Here is a 21,802-nt window from a genome sequence, read left to right on the forward strand (position 1 = left end):
GGAGTTTATGGAAACTATAAATGAATTAGCAAGAGAAACACCAATTATTCATCGAACGGAAGTATTGGTTGTTGGTAGCGGTCCAGGAGGTTTAGCAGCTGCTATTGCTTCAGCAAGAGCAGGAGCAGAAACTACCTTGCTTGAACGTTACGGTTGCTTTGGAGGTAATCTTACTCAGGTGGGTGTCGAAGGCTTTGCTTGGTACCGTCATGAAAAAACCGTTGATAGTGAAGGTATTGGAATAGAGTTTGAAGAACGTGCTAAATCTATGGGTGCTTCAAACCCTGAACCTCAATCAAATAGTCACGCAATAGACGGTGAAGCATTTAAATTCGTTGCAGATGTTTTAGTTGAAGAAGCAGGTATTACACCCATGTTACATAGAACAATGGTGGCAACTATAGTTGAAGATGCAGTTATTAAAGGTATTATTGTTGAGAGTAAAGCCGGTCGAGAAGCAATCTTGGCAAAACGAGTGATAGATGCAACTGGCGATGCAGATATTGCCCATAGAGCCGGAGCCATTGTTCACAAAACACCAGTTGAAAAAATGATGGCTGTATCAGTCATGTTTTCAATGAATGGTGTTGATAAAACTCGTTTTATTGAAGATGTAAAGTCTGATCCGCATACTTATAGTGATTGGTTTGGCCCAGGCTGGGGAATGAAGACATCCGGTAAAGAGGATAAATTATTTTCTCCCTACCTAAAAAAACCATTTGAACAAGCAATCGAATCTGGACTAATACCTAAAAATCTAACTACCATTACTGGAACATGGGGTGCCATAAGCGAGCAAGGTGACCTAAGTTATTTGAATATAATCCATTTAGCGGGTCTTGATGCAACTAATCCAGATCACCTTACAAAAGGAGAGATGGAGGGTCGCAAGCAAGCAATGTTTGCTATTGAAGCACTGAAAAAATATAACCCAGGCTGTGAAGAAGCTAAATTGAGAAATTTTGGTATGACTCTAGGAATAAGGGATACAAGAAAAATTGACGCTGCATACAACATGACTACTGAGGATGTACACAACGAAGCTAAATTTGAAGATAGTATAGGAATTTTTCCAGAATTTATTGATGGTTATGGCGTACTTGTCTTACCTACCACCGGTCGATACTTCCAACTGCCATATCGTTCAATGCTACCCAAGGGTGTCGAAAATTTACTCGTTACGGGTAGATCTGTTGGAGGAGATAGAGGCTCTCATGCTGCAGTGCGTAATATGATGTGCTGTGCAGTTAATGGCCAAGGTGCAGGAGTTGCAGCAGCAGTCTCAATTGAGACTAATTCTGATGTTTCAGCGGTTGATATAAAAAAAGTTCAGCAAACATTACTTAAACAAGGGGCACGAATTCACTAATTTAGAATTCATTAAAAAAAATTTGAAAATGATTAACGACTATACAGAAAGACATTATCCCTTTGAAGGTTGTTTTAACTTCAGAGATATAGGCGGTTACTTAAATCAAGACGGGCAACAGGTAAAAAAAGGGCTTTACTTTCGTACTGGAAGACAAGACAGGATGACAGATAGAGATTTATTAAAGCTATCTGAATTAAAGATCTCCACACAAATAGATCTGCGTAAACCTGACGAGGTTGCGGATCAAGGTAAAGGTCCTTTGGAAGCCATGGGGGCTAAATACATTAATATAGCGGTTATTCCTGAGGGAGGGAGTGATCAATTAAGTAGACTAGTTGGTGATACAGGCATCTCAGGAAAGAGATACTTAGGCTACTTAGAATTCGGACCTACTTCTTGGCTTAGGTTATTTGGAATATTAGCCGATAAGTCTAACTTGCCTGTTGTTTTACATTGCACAGCTGGTAAAGATAGAACCGGTGTTTCAACTGCTTTCTTACTTTCTATTCTGGGTGTGAGTCGAGATGTAATAGAAGAAGATTATTTATTAACTAATCTTGATACTGAAAGACAGGCAGACTTTATTGAGAGGACTGTTGGTTACCCTGATGGATATGATAGAAAAAAAATGATCAATATAGCAGGAGTACCTCACAATGCTATGAAAGATTTTTTAGACGGTGTGGAGTCAAAGTGGGGAAGCGTTGTGGAGTATCTTGAAAAAATAGGAATTACTAAGAACCAGATGGATAAAATCCGTCAGAATTTTCTGGAAACAATATAAGATAATTTTAATAAGGAGACATAATAAATTGTGAGTTACTCAATTTTTGTGAAAGATGGTACTGCTCAAGGCGTAGCAAAACAACGCTTAATTGAAACAATAGCAGGTCCTGAAAAGCGTGTGATAAATGATCCCTACGCTGATAAGTTTGTTATAGGTTCCGGTGTAATTAAGCTTATGGGACACAAGTTAAATGTTTGGTTGAGCAGTAAACTTGCTCCTGGTTTTCATGAACATCTGATAGCACGCACCCGTTTTATTGATGATCTGATAGAGAAAAGTACAAAGGATGGTATAGAGCAATATGTAATCCTCGGGGCAGGATATGACTCTCGAGCTATTCGACTCAATCTACCAGCTTCATTGAAAATCTTTGAAGTAGATCAACCTGAAGTTTCAGACATAAAACTTTCTAAGTTGCCGAAGGATTTGCCAAATCTAGAGAATATAACTTATGTAAATGTAGATTTCTCCTATCAATCTTTAAGCGAACAACTTTTGGCTGCGGGATTTGATCAAACTAAATCGACTATTTTCACACTTGAGGGTGTTTCGCAATACATTTCTAAAGATGCAGTAAGTTCAACGGTTAAAGAAATAGCCACGATTACTAAAGATTCTAGATCTATTTTCTTTATGTCTTATGTTGATGAACTTATGGAAAAAGATCCTGCAGCTTGTTTCGGAGAGGGTTATCCGAACCCTGTAAAAAAAGCTTACTTGATTAAAAGCTTATCAGCCAAAGTTGGTGAGCCTTGGATATCTTTCTATACAGATGAAGAGTTAGAAGGTTTACTTTTTGAAAATGGTTATTCTGTAAAAGAAAATGTCACTTTAGAAGACCTAAACTCTCTTTACTTCACTCCGGTGGGGAGAAAGCTCCATGAAAGTCAAATTTTCAAGCTTGAACATTTTATTGTGGCTGAGTCCTAAAGATGTTCAAACTTAGGACTTTTCAAATTAGTATCTTATTGATATAAAGTCACAGAAACACGACCAGAATTAAAACTGGTATCGGCTATCCTCAACTAAGTGCCGTCATAGAGTGTGCAGATGCCGCTCACGGACTTGACGCACATATCATAGCTGACGGAGGCTGTGTAAATTCTGGAGATATTGTTAAAGCTTTTGCTGCAGGAGCTGATTTTGTAATGCTTGGAGGTATGCTTGCGGGGCATGATGAATGTGATGGAGAAGTTGAAAATGGTGTTATGAAATTTTATGGCATGGCTTCTGAATCTGCCATGAGTAGACATGGTAATCATAATGCTTACAGAGGAGTGGAAGGTAAGACCGTGGAAGTGGAATATCGCGGAAAGGCAGATGATACAATTAAAGATATTCTTAGCGGAATAAGATCTGCTTGTACTTATGTTGGAGCAACAAGACTAAAAACTCTCTCTAAATGTACAACCTTTGTGCGTGTCAACAATACTCATAATACAATATTCGGTACAGAGTAAATTGCCTTTGTAGGCGACAAATAAACAACAAATATCGATACAGTAGAAGTGCGTAAATTCTTAACTACCTTTATTTTCATTGCCTCACAAAGTTTCGTTAATACCGAATCTTTGGGAAATCTAGCACAGTATCCACCCTTGGGAGTAGATTTGACTATAAGCACTACTCAAGAAGGCTTTCCTAGTCTTGCTCCTTCGGAAATTTCTCTTAATACAGGTCAATATTATCGTTTAAATATCAATTGCCCAGATGTTAAAGATGACTTAACTGGTTGGAGAATAGAAATGCCTGACTTACTTAGAAATTCTCATCTTAGGCTTGTAACAGTGGGGGATATTGAGATTCATTTACAAGGTTTAAGTTTTAATGCAATTGAATGCGATGAGATTGGTTCAGCTCACGTTAGTTTTGTACCTATTAAGCCTGGTTCTTATCAACTTTATGTTGGAAATGTACCAAGTGCTGTGAGAAGGCCAATTGGCGAAGCAGGAATCCAAGAAAAAGGTAAATTTGTACTCAGTCGTTTCATTGTCAATTAGATTACATACTCGTAAATTAAGCTAAAAACATAGCTGTACAAGCTAAAGCTAAGTAAAATATAGTTCAAAAATTAACTTAAGAATAATAAGGGGAGTTATGGGGATATCTTACTTACCTGTTTCAGATCACAGATTTAAAAAGTCACCTTTTTTTGAGTGCAATAATAGAGAAGATACTTTGTATGGTCTTTACAATAATAGACTGTATCCAATAAATTCAGGAAATGACGAAATAAAGCATTACGAGCATATGCGCTCAAATTGCTGCCTATATGATGTACCTGAAACGCCCTTAAAGATTACCGGTAAAGACAGAATTGAATTTCTTAACATGTTATTCACCAGAGATGTCAGCAAGATAGCAGTTGGAAAAGCTGGCTATGCTATTGCTTGTAATCATAGTGGAGGCATTATGATGGATGGTGTCTTGATGCGACCCAATGAAGAGGAATTTATTTATGTACAAGCAAATGGAGACTTTTTGAATTGGGCTCATGCCATATTGGATAATTTTGATGCATCCATAGAGGATTTCGATTCTTGGGTCTTGCAAATTCAAGGACCCACGTCTCTAGACGTTTTAGAAGCAGTTTGCGATAGGTCCATAGATGATTTTCCTTATTATGCAGTAGCCGAAGTAGATATAAATGGAAATTCTTTCTATATATCTCGTTCTGGTTGGACTGGCGAAAGAGGGTTTGAAATATATTCGAAAAATTCAGATTTTGATGGGGTAAAACTATGGAACTTTCTACTCGAAAAAGGATCGCCTGCGGGCTTGATGCCCTCAGATGTATCTTCTATGCATATAAGAAGAATAGAGGCTGGTATTTTTGATTATGGAACAGATATAGATCAGTCGCTTAATCCTTTCGAAATAGGCCTTGATCGTTTAGTTCATCTAGATAAAGTTGATTTTATTGGACGAAAGGCGCTCATGGAGACAAATCATAAATCTCTAAGGTTAAAAGGCTTGCTTTGTGGTGAGGCTTCATTGACTAGAGGAGATAAAGTAGTAGATTCCGGTAAAGATATTGGTTTTATTAGCGCTGGCGCATGGTCTCCATATTTAGAATCTGGGGTCGGTTTGATACGTCTAAACGAGACAAGACCTTGTGATTATGAAGTGAAAGTCATCACTTCATCTGGTGAGTTTGCTGCTAAAGTAATTGACTTACCATTCTATGACAAAGAAAAGTTATTGGTAAGGTAATGCTAGAAAAAAAGGATTTTTTATTCACTTCAGAAACAACACCTGATGTAAGTACCGATCTTTCTGGAAGTTCAAAAAAAATTGAAGCTCTATTGGGTCTTGCTGATGCAGTAAATGTAACAGATTCTCCCAATTGTAAAACTCGCTTAAATAGCTTACTAGTAGCATCAGAAATTAAGAAAAGTGGTTTGGATGTTATTTTGCAATTAACAGGCAGAGACAGAAATAGGGTAGCTTTAGAGTCAGAACTTTTAGGTGCTTTATCAGTTCAGATTGATAAAGTTCTTTGTCTCAGTGGAGATCAGCCAGATGAAGATGGGCCAACGGCTGTAAATGAATTAAATAGTAACGGTTTGATTCAGCTCTGTAAGACTATATCTGAAGGATCTTTAACCGACGGCACAGAAATCAAAAATCCTTTACCATTATATTCAGGTGCTGCAGATGACCTATATGTACAGTTATCAAATCCAAAAGCAATGAATTCTTTGGTTGGAAAGATGAAACAAGGAGCGAGCTTTATTCAGACACAATACTGCTTTGACTTTGATGTAATCAAGCAATATTCAGAAAAATTAAATGACCAAGGTATATTCAATGATTGCAAGGTGTTTATAGGAATGGGACCACTAAAATCTGCGAAACAGGCAGATTGGATGAGGAAGAATCTCTGGGGGATTAATATTTCCGATGAGATTATTTATCAATTAGAATGTAGCGATAATCCTGAAGAGACAGGTGAAGAGATTTGTATAGATTTAATTGAAAGGATTATGTCTCTTCCTTGCATAGACGGAGTCCATTTAATGGGCCCCAACTGTGAAAAAGGATCTGCTAGAGTCATATCAAATTTTAAATAATATCTTTTTTTACATTGTTCACCTTTGCGTGAAGATACAATAAATTGATGATTTGGTATTTTTAATTTAAGGTAAAACAAAAGTAGTCAATATGGAGAGGTAGGATGAAATCTTCTAACCAAGCAAAACTAAAATTGGGAACTAAATCTGATGCAGTAAGAACGAAGTTAATAAGTAGAACCGCAAAATGTGAATCGCTTGCTAAAAGAGGGCAAGCTGCTCTAGCACAAGAGGTTGTTCAGACGGTCGATCTACCTCATCCAATTTATATAGATTCAGCTGAAGGACCCTATTTAACTGATCTTGATGGAAATAAATATATAGACTTAACCGGTGGATTTGGTCCAAATGTACTTGGAAACAAACCTAAACCAATTGAAGATGCGCTTTCTTCTCAAATCAAAAAAGGTTGGCATTACGGAATTCCTGGAAGTGGACAGGCCCAATTAGCTGAGTTAATAAAAGAATCTTCACCTTCTGTGGATGAAGTGATGTTTTGTAACTCTGGTAGTGAAGCGACTATGTTTGCTTTTCGTGCAGCCAGGGCCATTACTGGCAAGAAAGTGGTTGCATTATTTGACGGTTCTTATCATGGGATACATGACTATGCTTTGTTACGAGCTGACTCAAAGAGCGAAAGATCAACACCCACAAGCCTTACACTTGGATCAGGTATTCCAAATGAAGTTTCCCAAAATCTAATGATGATGCTTCCATATCGAGATAAAAATGCCTATGAATTAATCCGAAAGTTTAAAAATGATCTGGCCATGGTTGTTATTGAGCCCGTTCAGAGCTCAAACCCAAGGCTAGATAGTCAAGAATTTTTAGAAGGTTTAAGAGATGTCTGTACTGAGTGTGATGTTCTTTTAATGTTTGATGAAGTCATAACTGGTTTCCGAATAGAGTATGGAGGATGTCAAGAATATTACAGTATAAAACCCGATGTGATTACATATGGTAAAGCTGTAGGCGGAGGAATGCCGATCGGTGTCGTTGCAGGACCAAAAAAAATTATGAATAGTTTTTCTGGAGCTGAAGATACTCCTGCAATATTTGCCGGTGGTACATTTAGCGGTAATCCTCTCACTATGGCCGGAGGTATTGGTGCTTTGGAGTATCTAAAAGAAAATAAAGAACACATATATCCTTATTTGCATGAACAGGGTGATCGGCTTGCTAAAGAAATAAATGAATTTTGTCTGATGTCCAAGATACCTGCAAAGTTGATGAATGCTGGATCTATGATGCATTTAATTTTTGGTGAAAACGAAATTAAATCTTCCAGAGATATAGAAAGACGTCACTATCATTTAGAAAACGAATTTTATCTTCATCTTTTAGGTCATAATGTTATTGTTCCTGGCATCCATTTAGCATTTTTGTCCTATGCCCATACTCCAGAAGTAGTTGATCAAGTTATTTCCGCATTTAAAAACACTTTTGAAGACCTAAGGGCAGACGGATATATTTAGAAATAACTGATTTAGAAAAAAGATTGATTTCGTAAAACATAAAAACTAATGAATAACAGAGAAGACTCACAAAATCCAACTTTTATAACGCTTGAAGCAGCAGCAGAAATGAAAACTGGAACAAGGATAACTTTTGTTCCCGGCGTCCAGGCGCTTTATGCTGAGGCGCTGAAGAATATTTGTTTTGTAAAACAGATCCCTATTACACGCGTTTTACATCCTTTAATGGGAATAGATAAAGAAACTGGAGAGGACAGACAGGCAAATCTATACAACTTAACTAAACAGACAAGTTTACCAACTATGCTCCATGAAGAAGAAAGGCCAAGAAATGTTTGGATAGAGCAACTCGCTCTTGCTGAGCAAATTGGAGCAGAAGACAGTCCTTCGATTATCCCAGAAAGTTTTGAACTCAGAGCAGAAATGTACGGACTATGCGCTATTATTCTTGCAGAGGATGGATTGGTTTGGAATATGAGGATCTTGAATGATGGTCCTTTAGGGAGAAAATATGGCTACAGCGAAGCTGCCAGCTCATCGGCTCCTTCCAAAATTATAAATGCCCTAAAAGTTATTGATGCAAAATTAAAATCCCAAGAAAAACTTAATTCAAAGTTTCTGATAGGAGATGAACTCTCAGCAGTAGACATTTATTGGGCAACTATGAGTATGTGCATGATACCGGCAACCGAGGATATCATGCCCAAAACAAAACAAAATCAGGGTATGTTAGCTGGCTTTGAAGCAATTTCTAAAATACCAGATTTTGCTAATTTAATTTCACCTCTAATGCGCGATCATCAAAGAAATATTCTTAAGACTTATTGCGAAACTCCTGCCATCCTAGGTGGCGACCCTTTATAGGTTTTAAATATGGAAGAACAGTTTGTTCAATCTAATATTTATACTAAAGAAATTCTTGAAGAGGTTAAGACTATAGCCCTTGTTGGAGCAAGTTCTAATCCGGAGAAAGATAGTTACAAGGTTATGAAATTTTTATTGGAAAAAAAATATGAGGTATATCCTGTAAATCCTAACGAAAAAGGGAAAACTATTTTAGGTCAATATTGTTATGGAGATCTTCAGTCCATAGGTTTGCCCATAGACATGGTAGAAGTCTTTAGAAAGTCTGAAGAAGTTCTAGGCATTGCTAAGGAGGCAATCAATATTGGCTCAAAAGTTCTTTGGACTCAGTTAGGCATAATTGATAAAGAGGCTTTCAAAATTGCAAAAAATGAGGGCCTGAAAGTTGTCATGAATCGATGTCCTAAAATCGAATTAAAAAAATAGAAACTTATTTAGAGTCTAAAAAATGAAAAATGAAATGAATATACTCGTGAGTGATATCCCTAGGGAAGGTATTCTTCGCCTTGTTATGGATGATCAAAAAAGTGGCAATGCTTTATCAGAGGAAATGATGAGTAAATTAATAAAGGCAATAAAAAGGGCTTCAGTTGATGACTCAGTTAAAGTCATCATTTTAGCTTCTGAGGGGAGCATATTTAGTTCAGGACATAATTTAAAGCATATTACTGATGCAAGAGAGCAAAGTGAAGATGGTGAACCCTACTTCAAAGAATTATTTGACCAATGTTCTTCTTTGATGCAGCTTGTAGTTAATTGTCCAAAACCTGTCATTGCACAAATATCTGGAATAGCTACCGCAGCGGGCTGTCAGTTGGTTGCTACTTGTGATCTTGCTTATGCTTCAAGCACAGCTAAATTCGCTACACCGGGAGTCAACTTGGGACTTTTTTGTTCTACCCCCATGGTAGCTCTTACCAGAGCAGTTAAAAATAAGCATGCTATGGAAATGCTACTCACCGGAGACTTTATTGACTCAATAAAAGCAAAAGAAATAGGATTAATAAATAATTTTTATGAAATCGATGAGTTAGAAAAAGAAACTATGGATATAGCATCCAAAATTGCCAATAAATCTTCAGTGGCTGTATCAACGGGTAAAAATGCCTTTTATACTCAATCTGATTACGACTTAGCTGAAGCTTATGACTTTACTTCAAAAGTCATGGTAGAAAATTTATTGAAAGATGATGCTAAAGAAGGGATAGGAGCTTTTTTAGAGAAGCGTAAACCAAATTTTAAAAAATAACTTTATCTTTTGTCATACTTATTAAGGGTGCTGAATTTCCCTGAGGCTATTTGGAGGAAACTAGCTCTATTGGCTTTTTCATTCTTTTTTATTACTGTAGGAATTGATCATTTTGTTAATCCAGATTTTTATCTGGCTATTATGCCTCCAATGTTGCCTTTGCATCTTGAGGCTGTATACGTAAGTGGTTTTTTTGAAATTCTGGGAGGTCTTGGTCTATTACTATCCCGCTTTAGAAAAATATCAGGTTGGGGTTTATTGGCTCTATTAATTGCTGTTTATCCTGCAAATATTTATATGGCCGCGACACCAGAGGCCTTTCCTGAAATTTCAATTCATGCACTTTACTTTCGTCTTGTCTTGCAATTTCTCTTCTTTTTCTGGGCCTACTCTTTGACAAGGCCGGCTTTCAATCCATCTAAAAATTATATTTAAATTTATGAGGTTATCACCATGATAGATTATTTTTTTGTGCTTCAATATGGTCAATGGCTAATATTAGTTATAAGCATTTTGGCCCTATATCAGGTAAGTTCGGTTAATCATGAAACAAGATTGAAAGGCTACTTGGTTACTGCCTTAAGTAGATTTTCAGGTGCTGTAATATTTTTATTTGTTGATCTGTTTGCCTTTGTAATAGCTAATTTGATTCAGACCTATATAGCCTTAAGAGGATACTTTAAAAATAGAAGTATTGGGGATATAACTAATGAAGGTAATCAAGATAATGAAAAATTTTAGGAAAATTTTCAATTAGGAGGAAAGAATGGACAAAAACCTTTTGTTTCAAATCGATGGTGCAGTAGCGATATTGACCATTAATGATGCACCTTATAACCGCATGTCCCTAGACTTTATGGACGCGTTGGAAGAAACTGTTGATAAGATTTCAAAAGATAATGCCATTAGAGCAGTGGTTTTAACAGCAGCTGGATCAGATAATTTTTCAGTAGGAATGAATCTTAAGCAATTCCAAGAAGGTATTAAGAGAAAGGGCAGTTCAGATGCGCTTTTTGATCAAAGGCTAAAAGTTATAGACGCAATTGAAAGAATGCACAAACCTTGGATAGCAACATTGTTTGGCTACTGTCTTGGTGGAGGACTAGAAGTTCCTTTGGGATGTCATTTTCGCTTTGCAGCTGATGAGGATGCACAAATAGGATTGCCTGAACTAGATCTTGGAGCAGTTCCAGCATGGGGTGGGAGTGCTCGTTTAGCCAAGTGTGTAGGTGAGAACCATGCTATGGATATGATACTCAGATCTAAGAAGATTTCTGGTAAAAGAGCTCTAGAAATTGGTCTTGTTCATGAGATTTATCCAATTGATGAATTGAAAGATGCAGCCATTGCCTTGGGCCATGAACTTGCTGCTCAGCCTGCGGCAGCTGTAGCTAGTATGATGAAAGTCTTGGTTAACAGTTCAGAAAAAAATTTAGATGAGCTTTTAATAGCTGAAAGAAAAGCAGTACATGAAAATAATAATACGAAAGACTCGCAGGAAGGAATGATGGCTTTTCTAGAAAAGAGAAAACCTCAATTTAATAAGTAAACTTGAAAAACAACATATTAACTATATTTTTAATCTCTGTGAGTCTAAAAGACCGGAGAAGAGTGATGAACTTTAATTTTTATAGAATTATTAATCTCAGTAAAAATAAATGTAAAAGCGACCTTAGTAACTTCATCTTCATTTGCAGGTTTAAACAAAAGTGTTCCCATTGATGCTAAAAAGCTATCCTCCAGAAGAAAGTTGAGTTCATCGACCTCAATGGTCTCCCAAGGTTTTAGTGCAAACCCCTTATCTTCGGAAATATCACCCTTTACAAAATAAGATATAGCATCAGCTTTAGTATTTCTGAAAACTTTTTCTGAAGTAAAGGTAGGCTTAAACAAAACATCTTCCTCAGAAAACGCATAGTGTTTTTCAATAAAGATTTCTGCAAGTTTTTGAAAATCACCATCTTCTTGATATGTTTTGCCAATCTCAATAACGCCTTGTTTCCATGAATTTAAAAAATTTTTAATTATTTCTTCCCTCATATCTGTATTTTTTTTATTAGCTTAAACTTTAATTTATACTTAATTCATTAGGTAAGTAAAATATCAATGCTAAATTGATTATAAAGGAGATTTTATGAGTGATTCTGAATATGTGCCTCCCAAGGTTTGGACATGGGACAAAGAAAGCGGTGGAAGGTTTGCAAATATTAATAGGCCCATTTCAGGTGCAACTCATGAAAAGGAACTTCCTGTTGGTAAGCATCCTTTGCAACTTTATTCATTAGGTACTCCAAATGGAATCAAAGTGACAATTCTACTAGAAGAATTGTTAGCCCTTGGTCATGAAGGAGCTGAATACGATGCATTCTTAATAAACATAGGAGATGGTTCTCAATTTGGAAGCGGTTTTGTTGAAATTAATCCGAATTCGAAAATACCTGCATTATTAGATACAAGCACAGATCCCTCCACTCGTGTCTTTGAATCGGGAGCAATATTGGTGTATTTGGCGGAGAAATTTGGAGAATTTTTACCTACAGATCCTTCAGATAGAGCTGAGTGCATGTCTTGGCTATTTTGGCAAATGGGAAGTGCCCCTTATCTAGGAGGTGGTTTTGGCCATTTTTATGCATATGCACCGGAGAAATATGAATATCCTATAAATAGATTTGCAATGGAAGTAAAAAGACAATTAGATGTTTTAGATAGAAATTTAGAATCCAGAGAATATCTATGTGGAAGTGAATATAATATTTCAGATATAGCTGTGCATTCTTGGTATGGCACATTAGTTCTGAATAATGCTTACAATGCTTCAGAATTCTTGGAAGTAGAATCTTATAAACATGTAGGACGATGGGCAAAGCAAATTAAAGAAAGGCCTGCTTATAAAAGAGGGTCTTTGGTTAATAAAAAACCGAATGGACCGGATGATAAATCAATCTTAGAGCGTCACGATGCAAGCGATATAAAGCTTTAGTTCTAAAGAAAGATAAATTTAGCAACAAAAATCATTGTAAGGAACCATGCTCCTGATGATATTTGTTTTATTTGACCAATAAAGGTTTTAATTGCTACATAAGCTAGGAATCCTAAAGCTATTCCATTCGCTATAGAGAAAGTAAGAGGAATCATGACAATCATCACTAAGGCAGGCAGTAATTCTGATTGATCATTCCAATCAAGTGTTTCCATTCCACTTAGCATTAATATTGCAACATAAATTAATGCACCTGCCGTGGCATATGCTGGCACAGCTGCAGCAAGAGGAGATAAGAAAGTAGCTAGAAGAAAAAGAAGTCCTACCACAATTGCTGTTATTCCAGTTCTCCCTCCTGCCTCTATACCAGCAGAACTTTCAACATAGCTCGTCACAGGTGCACAACCTAGAAAAGATCCAAAAATACTTGAACTACTATCTGCCTTAAGTGCTTTATCCAAATTTTTTATTTTTCCTGAATCAGATATTAGACCTGCTCTTGAAGCTACTCCGAAAAGTGTTCCTGCTGTATCAAAAAGATTAACGAAAAGAAAAGACATAATAATGCTTAACATTGTTATGTCTAAGGCACCAATAATATCTAACTTAAGGAAAACTGGAGAAATATCTGGAGGTAAAGCAAATACTCCCTCAAATTTCACAAGGCCCAAAAGGATACTCATTAAAGTCACAGCCAGTATTCCTATTATTATTGCCCCAGGTGTTTTTTTAATGGAAAGGATTGATATCAATAAAAATCCAAGACCAGCCAGTAGTGTTGGTGGATTCGTAAAGTCACCTAAACTCAAAAATGTGGCACCATTAGCTTCAATGATCCCTCCATTTTTGAGTCCTATAAAGCCTATGAATAAGCCTACACCTGCACCCATAGCAATTCTCAGATTCATAGGTATGCTATCTAGCATCCATCTACGTAAGGGTGTAATGCTCATGATAAAAAATAAAACACCTGCAATAAAAACTGATCCTAAGGCAACTTCCCAAGAGTATCCCATTTCACCAACAACTGTATAAGTAAAAAAAGCATTAAGACCCATACCTGGAGCAAGTCCAACAGGCCAGTTTGCAAAAAGACCCATAACAAAACATGCTACGGCAGCAGCCAGGCAAGTTCCCACGAAAATTGCTCCATGATCCATGCCTGATTGAGCCATCATTTGTGGATTAACAAAGATGATATAGGCCATGGTTATAAAAGTAGTAACTCCAGCAAGCACTTCCTTTTGAAAGGTTGTTTTATGTAAATCAATTGAAAAATATTTCTCTAGCATGAATTTATAAATTTTAATTTTTATGTACTTTAAAGAATTTTTACCTTGGTTGTTGTAAAAATGTCATAAAAAAAGTAAATAAAAGTATGAAAAAGTGTCTTATAGGGTTCAAAAGGATTTTTTTTTGAGATTCTTGTCATCAATCCTTGCAAGTAAAACGATCAACGGTATGATATATTTTTGGTTGCAAGACAAGGATTTTAAATGACAATATTAAAACTTCTCTTTAGGTCTTTCCTCTCAATTTCGTTTGCGCTTCCAATAATCTTCACCACATCAAATCTATTCGGTAATGAGTTAGTTATTGATGAAGTTATTGTTACTGCTGAAAAGAGAGCCGAAAGCTTACAAGATGTTTCAAAAGCGGTTACTGCTTTAAGTAGCGAAGAAATAGAAAGAAAAAACTTAGTTGATTTCGTAGGACTCAGTGCAATAGCTCCGGGTGTTACAGTAGCAAAGAATGAGGGTTATAAAACTATTATCTCTATTCGTGGAGTGGGTGATGAAACTAACCAAAATGCAATTGCTGCACCTTCGGTCGCTTTGCATATGGATGGCATTTTCATTGCTTCTAAGTTTTCATTAAGAACAGATTTTATTGATCTTGAAAGGATTGAAGTTCTAAGGGGTCCACAAGGAACTTTATTTGGGCAGAACTCAACAGGAGGTACCGTAAATGTTATTAGCACGGCACCAACCTTTGATGAACTCTCTGGTAAGGTCGATCTAACTCTGGGCGATTATGATCTCACTAAGGCCAGAGGAGCTGTAAACATTCCTCTATCAGATAGTGTAGCTACAAGATTTTCTTGGGTTTCAACAGATCATGACGGTTTTTCAGAAAATTTAGTGACTGGTCAGGATTTAGATGATGCTTCTCATTCAAGTTTAAGATCTGATTGGCTTTTTGATATCAGTGATTCAACTAGTCTAAGAGTATTTGCTCAATATTTTGAAGCCGACAACAATGGTGCAGCTATGAAAGGGCTCGATGATCCTACTCCAGACCCCAGACAACTCAGACAGGACTCCATTTCTGACTACGAACTTACTTCTGAGGTCTTTGCTGGGATCCTTACATCTGATTTAGGGGTCGCAAATTTGAAAATTCTGGCTAGTATGCAAGAAGATGATATCTACGTCGTTAGAGATAACGATAGGCACAATTATGGGGATGTACACCAAGACGGTCCCATGAAAGGCTTTCCTTATAATAGATCAGAGTTTAGACCAGAAACTTCTTTAGTTGAGACAACAACTTTTGAGATCAATCTTATATCGAATGAACCACTTTTCGGAAATACAGATTGGATATTAGGAGCCTTCTATTTTGATCATGAAATAGAAAATAATATCTATGAAGTTAAAGACGTTAATAATAATAAGCAAGCTGCACTTATGGATGGGCAATTTACTCCTTATACCCATGCACCAATCTGTGCAACAAACCCTTTTGAAGGTATTTGCTTTGCTGCTTATGATGCTGAACTAGGATTTGTTTCAGAAGCATATCCAACGAGAGAATCTCAATCTCTTTATGGGCAGGCAACTGTAAATATTGATGAGAGTAATAGATTAGTGTTCGGTTTAAGATATACCGAAGACGAATTTGAGAGTGACGTAACTAACTTTTTTGGATTGCAACAGTACCTGATTCAGGACGAGTTAGATGAAACTACAGGTAGACTCGCTTATGAGCTAGATCTTTCTGACAACACTATGATTTATCTTTCATATACGAAAGGATTCAAGCCAGGGGGTAGTAATTTGACTTTCGGATATCCTCCGGAAAATGAGGGTTTTGGTGCGGCGCCTGCACCGCAGCTTATTTTCCCTTTCTTCGAAAGTGAAATGATAGATGCTTATGAAGTAGGTTTAAAATCTGATTTCCTTGAAGGTCGTATGAGAGCAAATATATCTGCTTTTACATATGACTATGAGAATCTTCAGTTTCAGTCAACAGATCCTGATATTTACAGAGGAGGGGTTGCTAATATTCCCGAATCAGAAATGCAAGGACTTGAGTTAGAGCTCATCGGATTAGTATCTGAAAATCTATCTTTTGATCTAAGAGTTGCTTATCTCGATACTGAAGTTACATCATCTTACGAAGCTTTAGATAATCTTAATGCAGAATTGTACTTCTTCGGGGAAGAGCCAATACGTTATTCTTTGAGAGAGGACATAAGAGGAAATGAGTTAGCAAAAAGTCCTGAGCTTACCGCTAACTTTGGTATTGAATATAATACTGAAACTCAATATGGTTTATTAACAACTACTGCTGAATTTATTTACCGTGGAGATTTCCAACAGAGAGTCTTCAATAATCCTTTTATTGATCAGGTAGACTCTTACTCTATAGTTAACTTTACCGCTAGCTTAGATCTAATTGGGGATCAATGGGGTATAGACTTCATGGTTCTGAATGCTGGAGACAAAGATGGAATGAATTCCAGTATGACTGATGTTTTTGGTGTTGCCGGAACAGGTATTGAGTACATACCACCCCGTCAATACATGGGTAGAGTCAGTTATAGCTTTTAATTAGAAATAAGAGCCTTCTGAATTTAGGAGGCTCTTATCTTACTTCCCCTTTACTATTTATCATGGAAAAGCTTTACATCGGAGCCGATGAGCTTCTAGAAGACTCCTTTAAACTTGCTTGGAAAGTTTTCGAGAGTGGCTATCGTCCTAACTATATAGTAGGAGTTTGGAGAGGTGGTGCTCCGGTAGGAATCGCGGTTCAAGAGTTGTTGGATATTTTAAGTGTTCCTTCAGATCACATTTCAATACGAACGTCTTACTATTCTAGTATGGGCAAACGAAAAGATAATGTTCAAGTTTATGGATTGAGTTATTTAATAGAGAAACTCGAATCTGAAGATTCCTTGCTTATAGTTGATGATGTTTATGATACGGGTAAATCGATCAGTCAAATTATTATCGACCTCGAAAAAGCTTGTAAAAAAAATACCCCTGAAATAAGGGTTGCTACTCCCTATTTCAAACCAACGCAAAATATAACCGACAGAGACCCCGACTACTTCATTCATGAAACAGAAAAATGGTTAGTTTTTCCGCACGAGCTCGAAGGCTTGTCTACTAAAGAGATAAAGGAAAATAAACCCGAATTAAAAGATTTATTGGATAAAATCATTCCAAAACTTTAAATTTTTTCTTCCTGGATGCTAATATGTTCAAAGGGAGAAAAAATGGATAAAACTTCAAAAAATATACTAATTTATGGTGTCCCTTTTTCACAACCAGTGCGCGCTGTAATGTGGTTGATGTTAATAAAGAAATTTCCTTTCAAATTGAAGTTAACAAACCCAGGCTCTTCATCGGAGGGTGGAAGTCGTCATCCTGACTTCTTAAAAAAGTTTCCCACTGGAACCATTCCGAGTTTAGAGGATCCAGATACAGGATTTGCCATATCAGAATCGCATGCCATTATGTGTTACTTGTGTAATAAATATAATTGGGACGATTTATATCCAGTTAATCCAGAAAAAAGAGCAAAAGTAGATTCTTACTTACATCTACATCACAGAAACATAAGAGAAGCTTCAATAGGTATTGTTGCACCAAAAGTCAGAAAAGACCTAAGCTTTTCAGAAGATTTTTTAGCCGCATCTAAATCTAATATAGAAAAAGCTTTTGAGGCAATTGAAATAGGCTGGTTGAGAGACTCAAGATTTTTAATTGGAGACACTATGACAATTGCTGATATCTCTGCATATGTTGAGATAGGCCAACTGCAAAGTATGTTCACCAATGTCTATAATTTTGAGCCATATCCTAATATTCGAAAGTGGTTAAAGGAGATGCAAAATGTAGATTATCATGATGATATCCATGTCGCCTTATTTGAGTTGGGTGATATAAGTAAGGAGGCTCCACCTATAGAGGTAATAATTAATGCAAATAAGAAAGCTTTTAAGGTAATTGAAGAAAAGATAACCGATATGCTGTAAAAAATGTTGTAATATATTGGTTAAATTAATTTTTTTGAAATATGAATATTGAAGCTGAATTTAATTATAGAAAACCACTTAAAGAAAATGAAGCTAAGCCTGCTTATGGCCTAGATAATGAATCTGAAGACAAAAATACTATCCCTGAGTTCTTAAAGTCATTTAAGAAGACAGTGCACAATGCCAGAGAATTTGACTTTGACATTACAATGGGGGGGTTTGAATTAATTAACCACGTATCTTCTGTTCAGGATTTTTACAATGATGAAGAAGTTGTGAGTGTTTATTACGAAGAAATGGCTTCCCACGTTAAAGAAAAAGTAGGTGCAGATAAAGTACAAATCTTTTCTCACATAACAAGAAATGAAGCTCAAGCTGAAACTGGTGAGAGAAAAGGAGGGCACAGATTAGTCCATAATGACTTCACAACTAGTTTTGGCGCAACACTAGATCCATTTTTAAAAGAGACAGGAATAAATCCTCAAAGGATTGTTGTTTACAATCTTTGGAGGAGATTTGATGAGGACGGCGTAGATACGCCATTTGCTGTTTGCGATAAAAGATCAGTTTCTGATAAAGAATTGATACCAACAGACTTATTTAATTATCTTCCTGATCAACCAAATGCCTTGACGGTTGAAATTTGTCAGTCTTCTCACAGTGATTTACATAAGTGGTATTTCTATCCAGAAATGAATAGAGATGAAGTCCTTATGTTTAAAACTTATGATTCTGAGGAAAAACCTTTTATTCCAACATTGCACAGTGCATTCGATCATCCAGATACTCCCGAGGGCGCTTCACCAAGAGAAAGCATAGAAGTCAGAGCAGTTTGTTTCTTCGATTAGCTTTCAAATGAAAAATACTACATACGAAGTAACGAAATCAAATGAATACTTCGAAAAGGCTAAGGAAGTTATTCCTGGAGGCATATTTGGACATTATAAGTATGCGGTAAGAGATACTGGACCTAAATTTTTTTCTAGATCCGAAGGGGCATATTTTTGGGATCTTGATGATAACCGATACATAGATTTAATGTGTGGATATGGTCCATCAATTTTAGGCTATAACCATCCCGAAGTAGAAGAAGCATTCAAGACCTCTTCTGAAAAAGGAAATACTGTTAGTTTAGCATCGCCAATTATGGTTGACCTTGCAACTAAGTTAGTTGAAATGGTAGATATTGCAGATTGGGCCTTGTTTGGAAAGAATGGAGGAGATGCAACAAGCTTAGCTGTAATGATAGCTCGTGAATACACGTCAAAGAGGAAGATAGTAAAAATTGATGACGGTTATCACGGCGTTGCCCCTTGGATGCAAGATAAAAGTAGGCCAGGTATTATTGACTCTGATAATGAACATGTCTTGAAGATTAAATGGAATGACATTGAAGGCTTAGAAGAATTGCTCAGCTTGAATGGAGATGATATTGCTTGTTTTATCTCCTCGCCATACGACCATCCCGTCTCACGAGATAACTCTCTACCTGAAGAGGGCTACTGGAAGAAAATTACATCTTTATGCGAACAATATGGAGTTTTGACTATTGTCGATGATGTGAGGGCTGGATTTAGAATAAATCTAGGCGGCTCTAATGTAGCTTTTGATTTTTCACCGGATATGATTTGCTTTGGCAAGGCTATTGCTAATGGCCACCCTCTAGCATCATTGGTCGGTAAAGAAAAGCTGAAGCATTCTGCTGAAAAAGTTTACTTTACTGGTACTCAGTTTTTTAGTGCACCTCCCATGGCTGCTGCACTCGCAACTCTTGATCAATTGCAGAAGGAAAATGCTCCAAATAAACTGATTGAGTATGGTGAGAATCTTAATAGAAGACTTGTTAAAGTTGCTGAGAAAGAAGGTTTTAACTTAATTGCCTCAGGAATACCTTCTATGCCTTATTATCGATTGGAGGATGTAGACTTTGAAACCCATTTCAGATGGATTGACGAATGTGTGAGGAGAGGTGTCTACATGCTTGGATACCATAATCATTTTATTTCTCTAGCTCATCGCAATGAAGACATTGATTTTATAGAGAATACTGCAAAACAGGCCTTTCAAAGCTTATAAAGAGGGTGTATTCAAGAAGAACTTTTCTGAAGATTTCCGGAGTGCTTGCTACGCTTCTAGCAGGTGGTTACATCTTTCGCAATTCAAGTTTTACTAAAGTAAAGCATATTTTATCTTCAGCAAGTCATGAAAAACTTGCTGTTTCATTATCATTATCAAAAGGTGTCGAAAATCTTGATCTTATCCTTAATAATAAAATTCTTGTTACTGGAAGACCTATTGATCGTGAAGGCAAACATTGGCAATTTATTTCAGATGAACTTCTTTCAGATACATCTTATGAACTTGAGTTATTTTCTGAGAAAGAATCAATTTTTGAGCCTTGGCAGTTGAAGACTTTTCCTGATCCTGAATCCGAAGTCAAAAATATCTCTATGATGGCCTTTACATGTGCTGGAGGCGGAGATGGTTTTAAAGCTTCTGGTAAAGAGTTTTTTAAGTCTTTTAAGTTTAGACAAAAGATTTTTGATGAAGGCCTATCCAGAAATCCTGATTTCGCCATCTCGATAGGAGACCATATCTATTTCGATCTTAGAGGGGAAAATTTTCCTCCAGTTGGACGAAACAGTAAGTTGATAAAGTTTTTTGTGGGAGGGTATTTAAAATTTAGGTACGGTGTTTTTAATAGATCTGAAAGCGCAGACAGTGAAAATAATGAAACAATCTTAAAAAAAATCGGTAATGAACAAATAGCAGCTCTTTATGGTACTAAATTTAAAAGTACTCCAATTTTCTTTATTCCCGATGACCATGACTATTTTGAGAATGATGATGCAGAAGAAGATTTGGTAACCTTTCCGGCTGATGCATTCAGTAAAGGTGCTTTTCAAAAAATGGCTGATCTTTTTTATCCTCCTTTTATCGATACTCCAGATAATAAGCCAGGAAGAAGGACTGGCCGAATAAGGTATGGAAATGCTTTTGAGGGACTTATAGCAGATTGCGCAGGAAATATGACTCTTGGCGAAGAAAAAGCAGTTTTAATTTCTAGTGAAGATGAAAAATGGCTTATATCCCGAATAACCGACTCAAAAGCAAAGCATCTAGCTTTTATCCCATCACATCCACTAGGATATACTGCAGGAAAATGGAGGGAGTGGTATCCCGATGTTGTCGCCGAGGAAGGGACATCTGGCACAGTAATAAATGAATTACTATCAGGTAGAAAAGGATCTCTAACAATCGATGCAAATAAATACCTTTGGCAAAAGGGATGGTTTTTACAACATCAGCGTTTACTTCAAAGTATTTCAGAAAGAGCTGGTTCAAGGTTTATCTTCTCAGGAGATATACATGCATTGGGTGCCGCCTCAATCCTTCAATCAGATACAATGACTTTAAATAGAGAGGTTAAAACCTTTTTGGTTGGGCCCATAAGTAGCTCAACAGGAACTTGGCCCTCTTTTGCCCGCGGTATTACAGCTGACAATCCTAATCAACTTATCTGTCAATCTTTGTATAGAACTAAAGAAGAAAATGGTTTTACTTTCTTTACTATAGAAAATGAGCAAGCAGTTGCTGAGATCAATTCTTGTGGTGGTCACAATCCAGAAAATTTGGAAACTGGAGAGATGATTTCTAGTGAAAAGATTTACATATGAAATTATTGAGTTCTGATATCAAAACAAAGGAAATCTTGGACTGGAAGGGTGTTCACCTT

The 21,802-nt window shown here is 36.6% G+C and carries 22 protein-coding genes and 1 pseudogene; 21 read left to right on the top strand and 2 right to left on the bottom strand.

Annotated features, from left to right (window positions below; all coding sequences use genetic code 11):
• Positions 1 to 7: 7 nt before the first annotated feature.
• The 14 genes and pseudogenes from M9C83_01670 (at position 8) to M9C83_01735 (ending at position 11,369) form a co-directional block, all read left to right on the top strand.
• Positions 8 to 1,369, top strand: coding sequence for an FAD-dependent oxidoreductase (locus M9C83_01670; protein URQ66932.1), 1,362 nt, complete (start codon positions 8 to 10; stop codon positions 1,367 to 1,369).
• A gap of 28 nt (positions 1,370 to 1,397) precedes the next feature.
• Entirely contained in the window at positions 1,398 to 2,156 is a 759-nt protein-coding gene (locus M9C83_01675) for a tyrosine-protein phosphatase (GenBank protein ID URQ67382.1), read from the top strand.
• A 30-nt stretch (positions 2,157 to 2,186) separates the two neighbouring features.
• On the top strand, positions 2,187 to 3,089 hold the full coding sequence (locus tag M9C83_01680) for an SAM-dependent methyltransferase (GenBank protein ID URQ66933.1): 903 nt from the start codon (positions 2,187 to 2,189) through the stop codon (positions 3,087 to 3,089).
• A gap of 59 nt (positions 3,090 to 3,148) precedes the next feature.
• A pseudogene (locus M9C83_01685) lies at positions 3,149 to 3,619 on the top strand (IMP dehydrogenase).
• Positions 3,620 to 3,667: 48 nt separating this feature from the next.
• On the top strand, positions 3,668 to 4,159 hold the full coding sequence (locus M9C83_01690; GenBank protein ID URQ66934.1) for a hypothetical protein: 492 nt from the start codon (positions 3,668 to 3,670) through the stop codon (positions 4,157 to 4,159).
• Between the two features lie 97 nt (positions 4,160 to 4,256).
• On the top strand, positions 4,257 to 5,372 hold the full coding sequence (locus M9C83_01695; GenBank protein ID URQ66935.1) for an aminomethyltransferase family protein: 1,116 nt from the start codon (positions 4,257 to 4,259) through the stop codon (positions 5,370 to 5,372).
• Complete coding sequence (locus tag M9C83_01700; protein URQ66936.1) at positions 5,372 to 6,232, top strand: methylenetetrahydrofolate reductase; 861 nt, start codon at positions 5,372 to 5,374, stop codon at positions 6,230 to 6,232. Before M9C83_01695 ends, M9C83_01700 begins: the two co-directional genes overlap by 1 nt.
• A gap of 104 nt (positions 6,233 to 6,336) precedes the next feature.
• On the top strand, positions 6,337 to 7,707 hold the full coding sequence (locus M9C83_01705; protein URQ66937.1) for an aspartate aminotransferase family protein: 1,371 nt from the start codon (positions 6,337 to 6,339) through the stop codon (positions 7,705 to 7,707).
• 48 nt (positions 7,708 to 7,755) lie between these two features.
• Positions 7,756 to 8,571 (top strand): hypothetical protein, encoded by an 816-nt coding sequence (locus M9C83_01710; GenBank protein ID URQ66938.1) that lies wholly within the window; start codon positions 7,756 to 7,758, stop codon positions 8,569 to 8,571.
• 9 nt (positions 8,572 to 8,580) lie between these two features.
• Positions 8,581 to 8,997: a CoA-binding protein gene (locus M9C83_01715; GenBank protein URQ66939.1), complete on the top strand. Its 417-nt coding sequence runs from the start codon at positions 8,581 to 8,583 to the stop codon at positions 8,995 to 8,997.
• A 22-nt stretch (positions 8,998 to 9,019) separates the two neighbouring features.
• Positions 9,020 to 9,820 (top strand): enoyl-CoA hydratase, encoded by an 801-nt coding sequence (locus M9C83_01720; GenBank protein ID URQ66940.1) that lies wholly within the window; start codon positions 9,020 to 9,022, stop codon positions 9,818 to 9,820.
• A 69-nt stretch (positions 9,821 to 9,889) separates the two neighbouring features.
• Positions 9,890 to 10,255, top strand: a complete 366-nt coding sequence (locus M9C83_01725) for a DoxX family protein (protein ID URQ66941.1) — start codon at positions 9,890 to 9,892, stop codon at positions 10,253 to 10,255.
• 18 nt (positions 10,256 to 10,273) lie between these two features.
• Positions 10,274 to 10,561, top strand: coding sequence for a hypothetical protein (locus M9C83_01730; GenBank protein ID URQ66942.1), 288 nt, complete (start codon positions 10,274 to 10,276; stop codon positions 10,559 to 10,561).
• 25 nt (positions 10,562 to 10,586) lie between these two features.
• A complete protein-coding gene (locus M9C83_01735) occupies positions 10,587 to 11,369 on the top strand; it encodes an enoyl-CoA hydratase/isomerase family protein (GenBank protein ID URQ66943.1) in 783 nt (260 codons plus the stop codon).
• A 44-nt stretch (positions 11,370 to 11,413) separates the two neighbouring features.
• Here the strand turns inward: M9C83_01735 and M9C83_01740 are convergent, their stop codons facing one another.
• Positions 11,414 to 11,860: a hypothetical protein gene (locus M9C83_01740; GenBank protein URQ66944.1), complete on the bottom strand. Its 447-nt coding sequence runs from the start codon at positions 11,858 to 11,860 to the stop codon at positions 11,414 to 11,416.
• A gap of 94 nt (positions 11,861 to 11,954) precedes the next feature.
• On the opposite strand from M9C83_01740, the gene yghU reads away from it, so the two are divergent.
• Positions 11,955 to 12,800 (top strand): glutathione-dependent disulfide-bond oxidoreductase, encoded by an 846-nt coding sequence (gene yghU / locus M9C83_01745; GenBank protein URQ66945.1) that lies wholly within the window; start codon positions 11,955 to 11,957, stop codon positions 12,798 to 12,800.
• A 2-nt stretch (positions 12,801 to 12,802) separates the two neighbouring features.
• On the opposite strand, the gene M9C83_01750 is transcribed toward yghU, so the two are convergent.
• A complete protein-coding gene (locus M9C83_01750; GenBank protein ID URQ66946.1) occupies positions 12,803 to 14,092 on the bottom strand; it encodes an NCS2 family permease in 1,290 nt (429 codons plus the stop codon).
• Between the two features lie 204 nt (positions 14,093 to 14,296).
• Here M9C83_01750 and M9C83_01755 point away from each other — a divergent pair, with 204 nt between their 5' ends.
• The 6 genes from M9C83_01755 to M9C83_01780 all read left to right on the top strand — a co-directional run bounded on the left by M9C83_01755 (position 14,297) and on the right by M9C83_01780 (position 21,743).
• Positions 14,297 to 16,636 carry a TonB-dependent receptor gene (locus M9C83_01755; protein URQ66947.1) on the top strand — a complete coding sequence of 780 codons (2,340 nt, stop codon included), beginning with the start codon at positions 14,297 to 14,299 and terminating at the stop codon, positions 16,634 to 16,636.
• Between the two features lie 62 nt (positions 16,637 to 16,698).
• The gene (locus M9C83_01760; GenBank protein URQ66948.1) at positions 16,699 to 17,262 is read left to right on the top strand and encodes a hypoxanthine phosphoribosyltransferase; all 564 of its coding nucleotides are present in this window, start codon (positions 16,699 to 16,701) and stop codon (positions 17,260 to 17,262) included.
• 42 nt (positions 17,263 to 17,304) lie between these two features.
• Entirely contained in the window at positions 17,305 to 18,066 is a 762-nt protein-coding gene (locus M9C83_01765) for a glutathione S-transferase family protein (protein URQ66949.1), read from the top strand.
• A gap of 41 nt (positions 18,067 to 18,107) precedes the next feature.
• Positions 18,108 to 18,914: a hypothetical protein gene (locus M9C83_01770; protein URQ66950.1), complete on the top strand. Its 807-nt coding sequence runs from the start codon at positions 18,108 to 18,110 to the stop codon at positions 18,912 to 18,914.
• Positions 18,915 to 18,921: 7 nt separating this feature from the next.
• Positions 18,922 to 20,142, top strand: a complete 1,221-nt coding sequence (locus tag M9C83_01775; GenBank protein ID URQ66951.1) for an aminotransferase class III-fold pyridoxal phosphate-dependent enzyme — start codon at positions 18,922 to 18,924, stop codon at positions 20,140 to 20,142.
• A 5-nt stretch (positions 20,143 to 20,147) separates the two neighbouring features.
• The gene (locus tag M9C83_01780; protein URQ66952.1) at positions 20,148 to 21,743 is read left to right on the top strand and encodes a phosphodiesterase; all 1,596 of its coding nucleotides are present in this window, start codon (positions 20,148 to 20,150) and stop codon (positions 21,741 to 21,743) included.
• The last annotated feature ends 59 nt before the right edge of the window (positions 21,744 to 21,802 follow it).

The sequence above is a fragment of the SAR86 cluster bacterium genome, from assembly GCA_023703575.1.
Classification (GTDB): domain Bacteria; phylum Pseudomonadota; class Gammaproteobacteria; order Magnimaribacterales; family Magnimaribacteraceae; genus Magnimaribacter.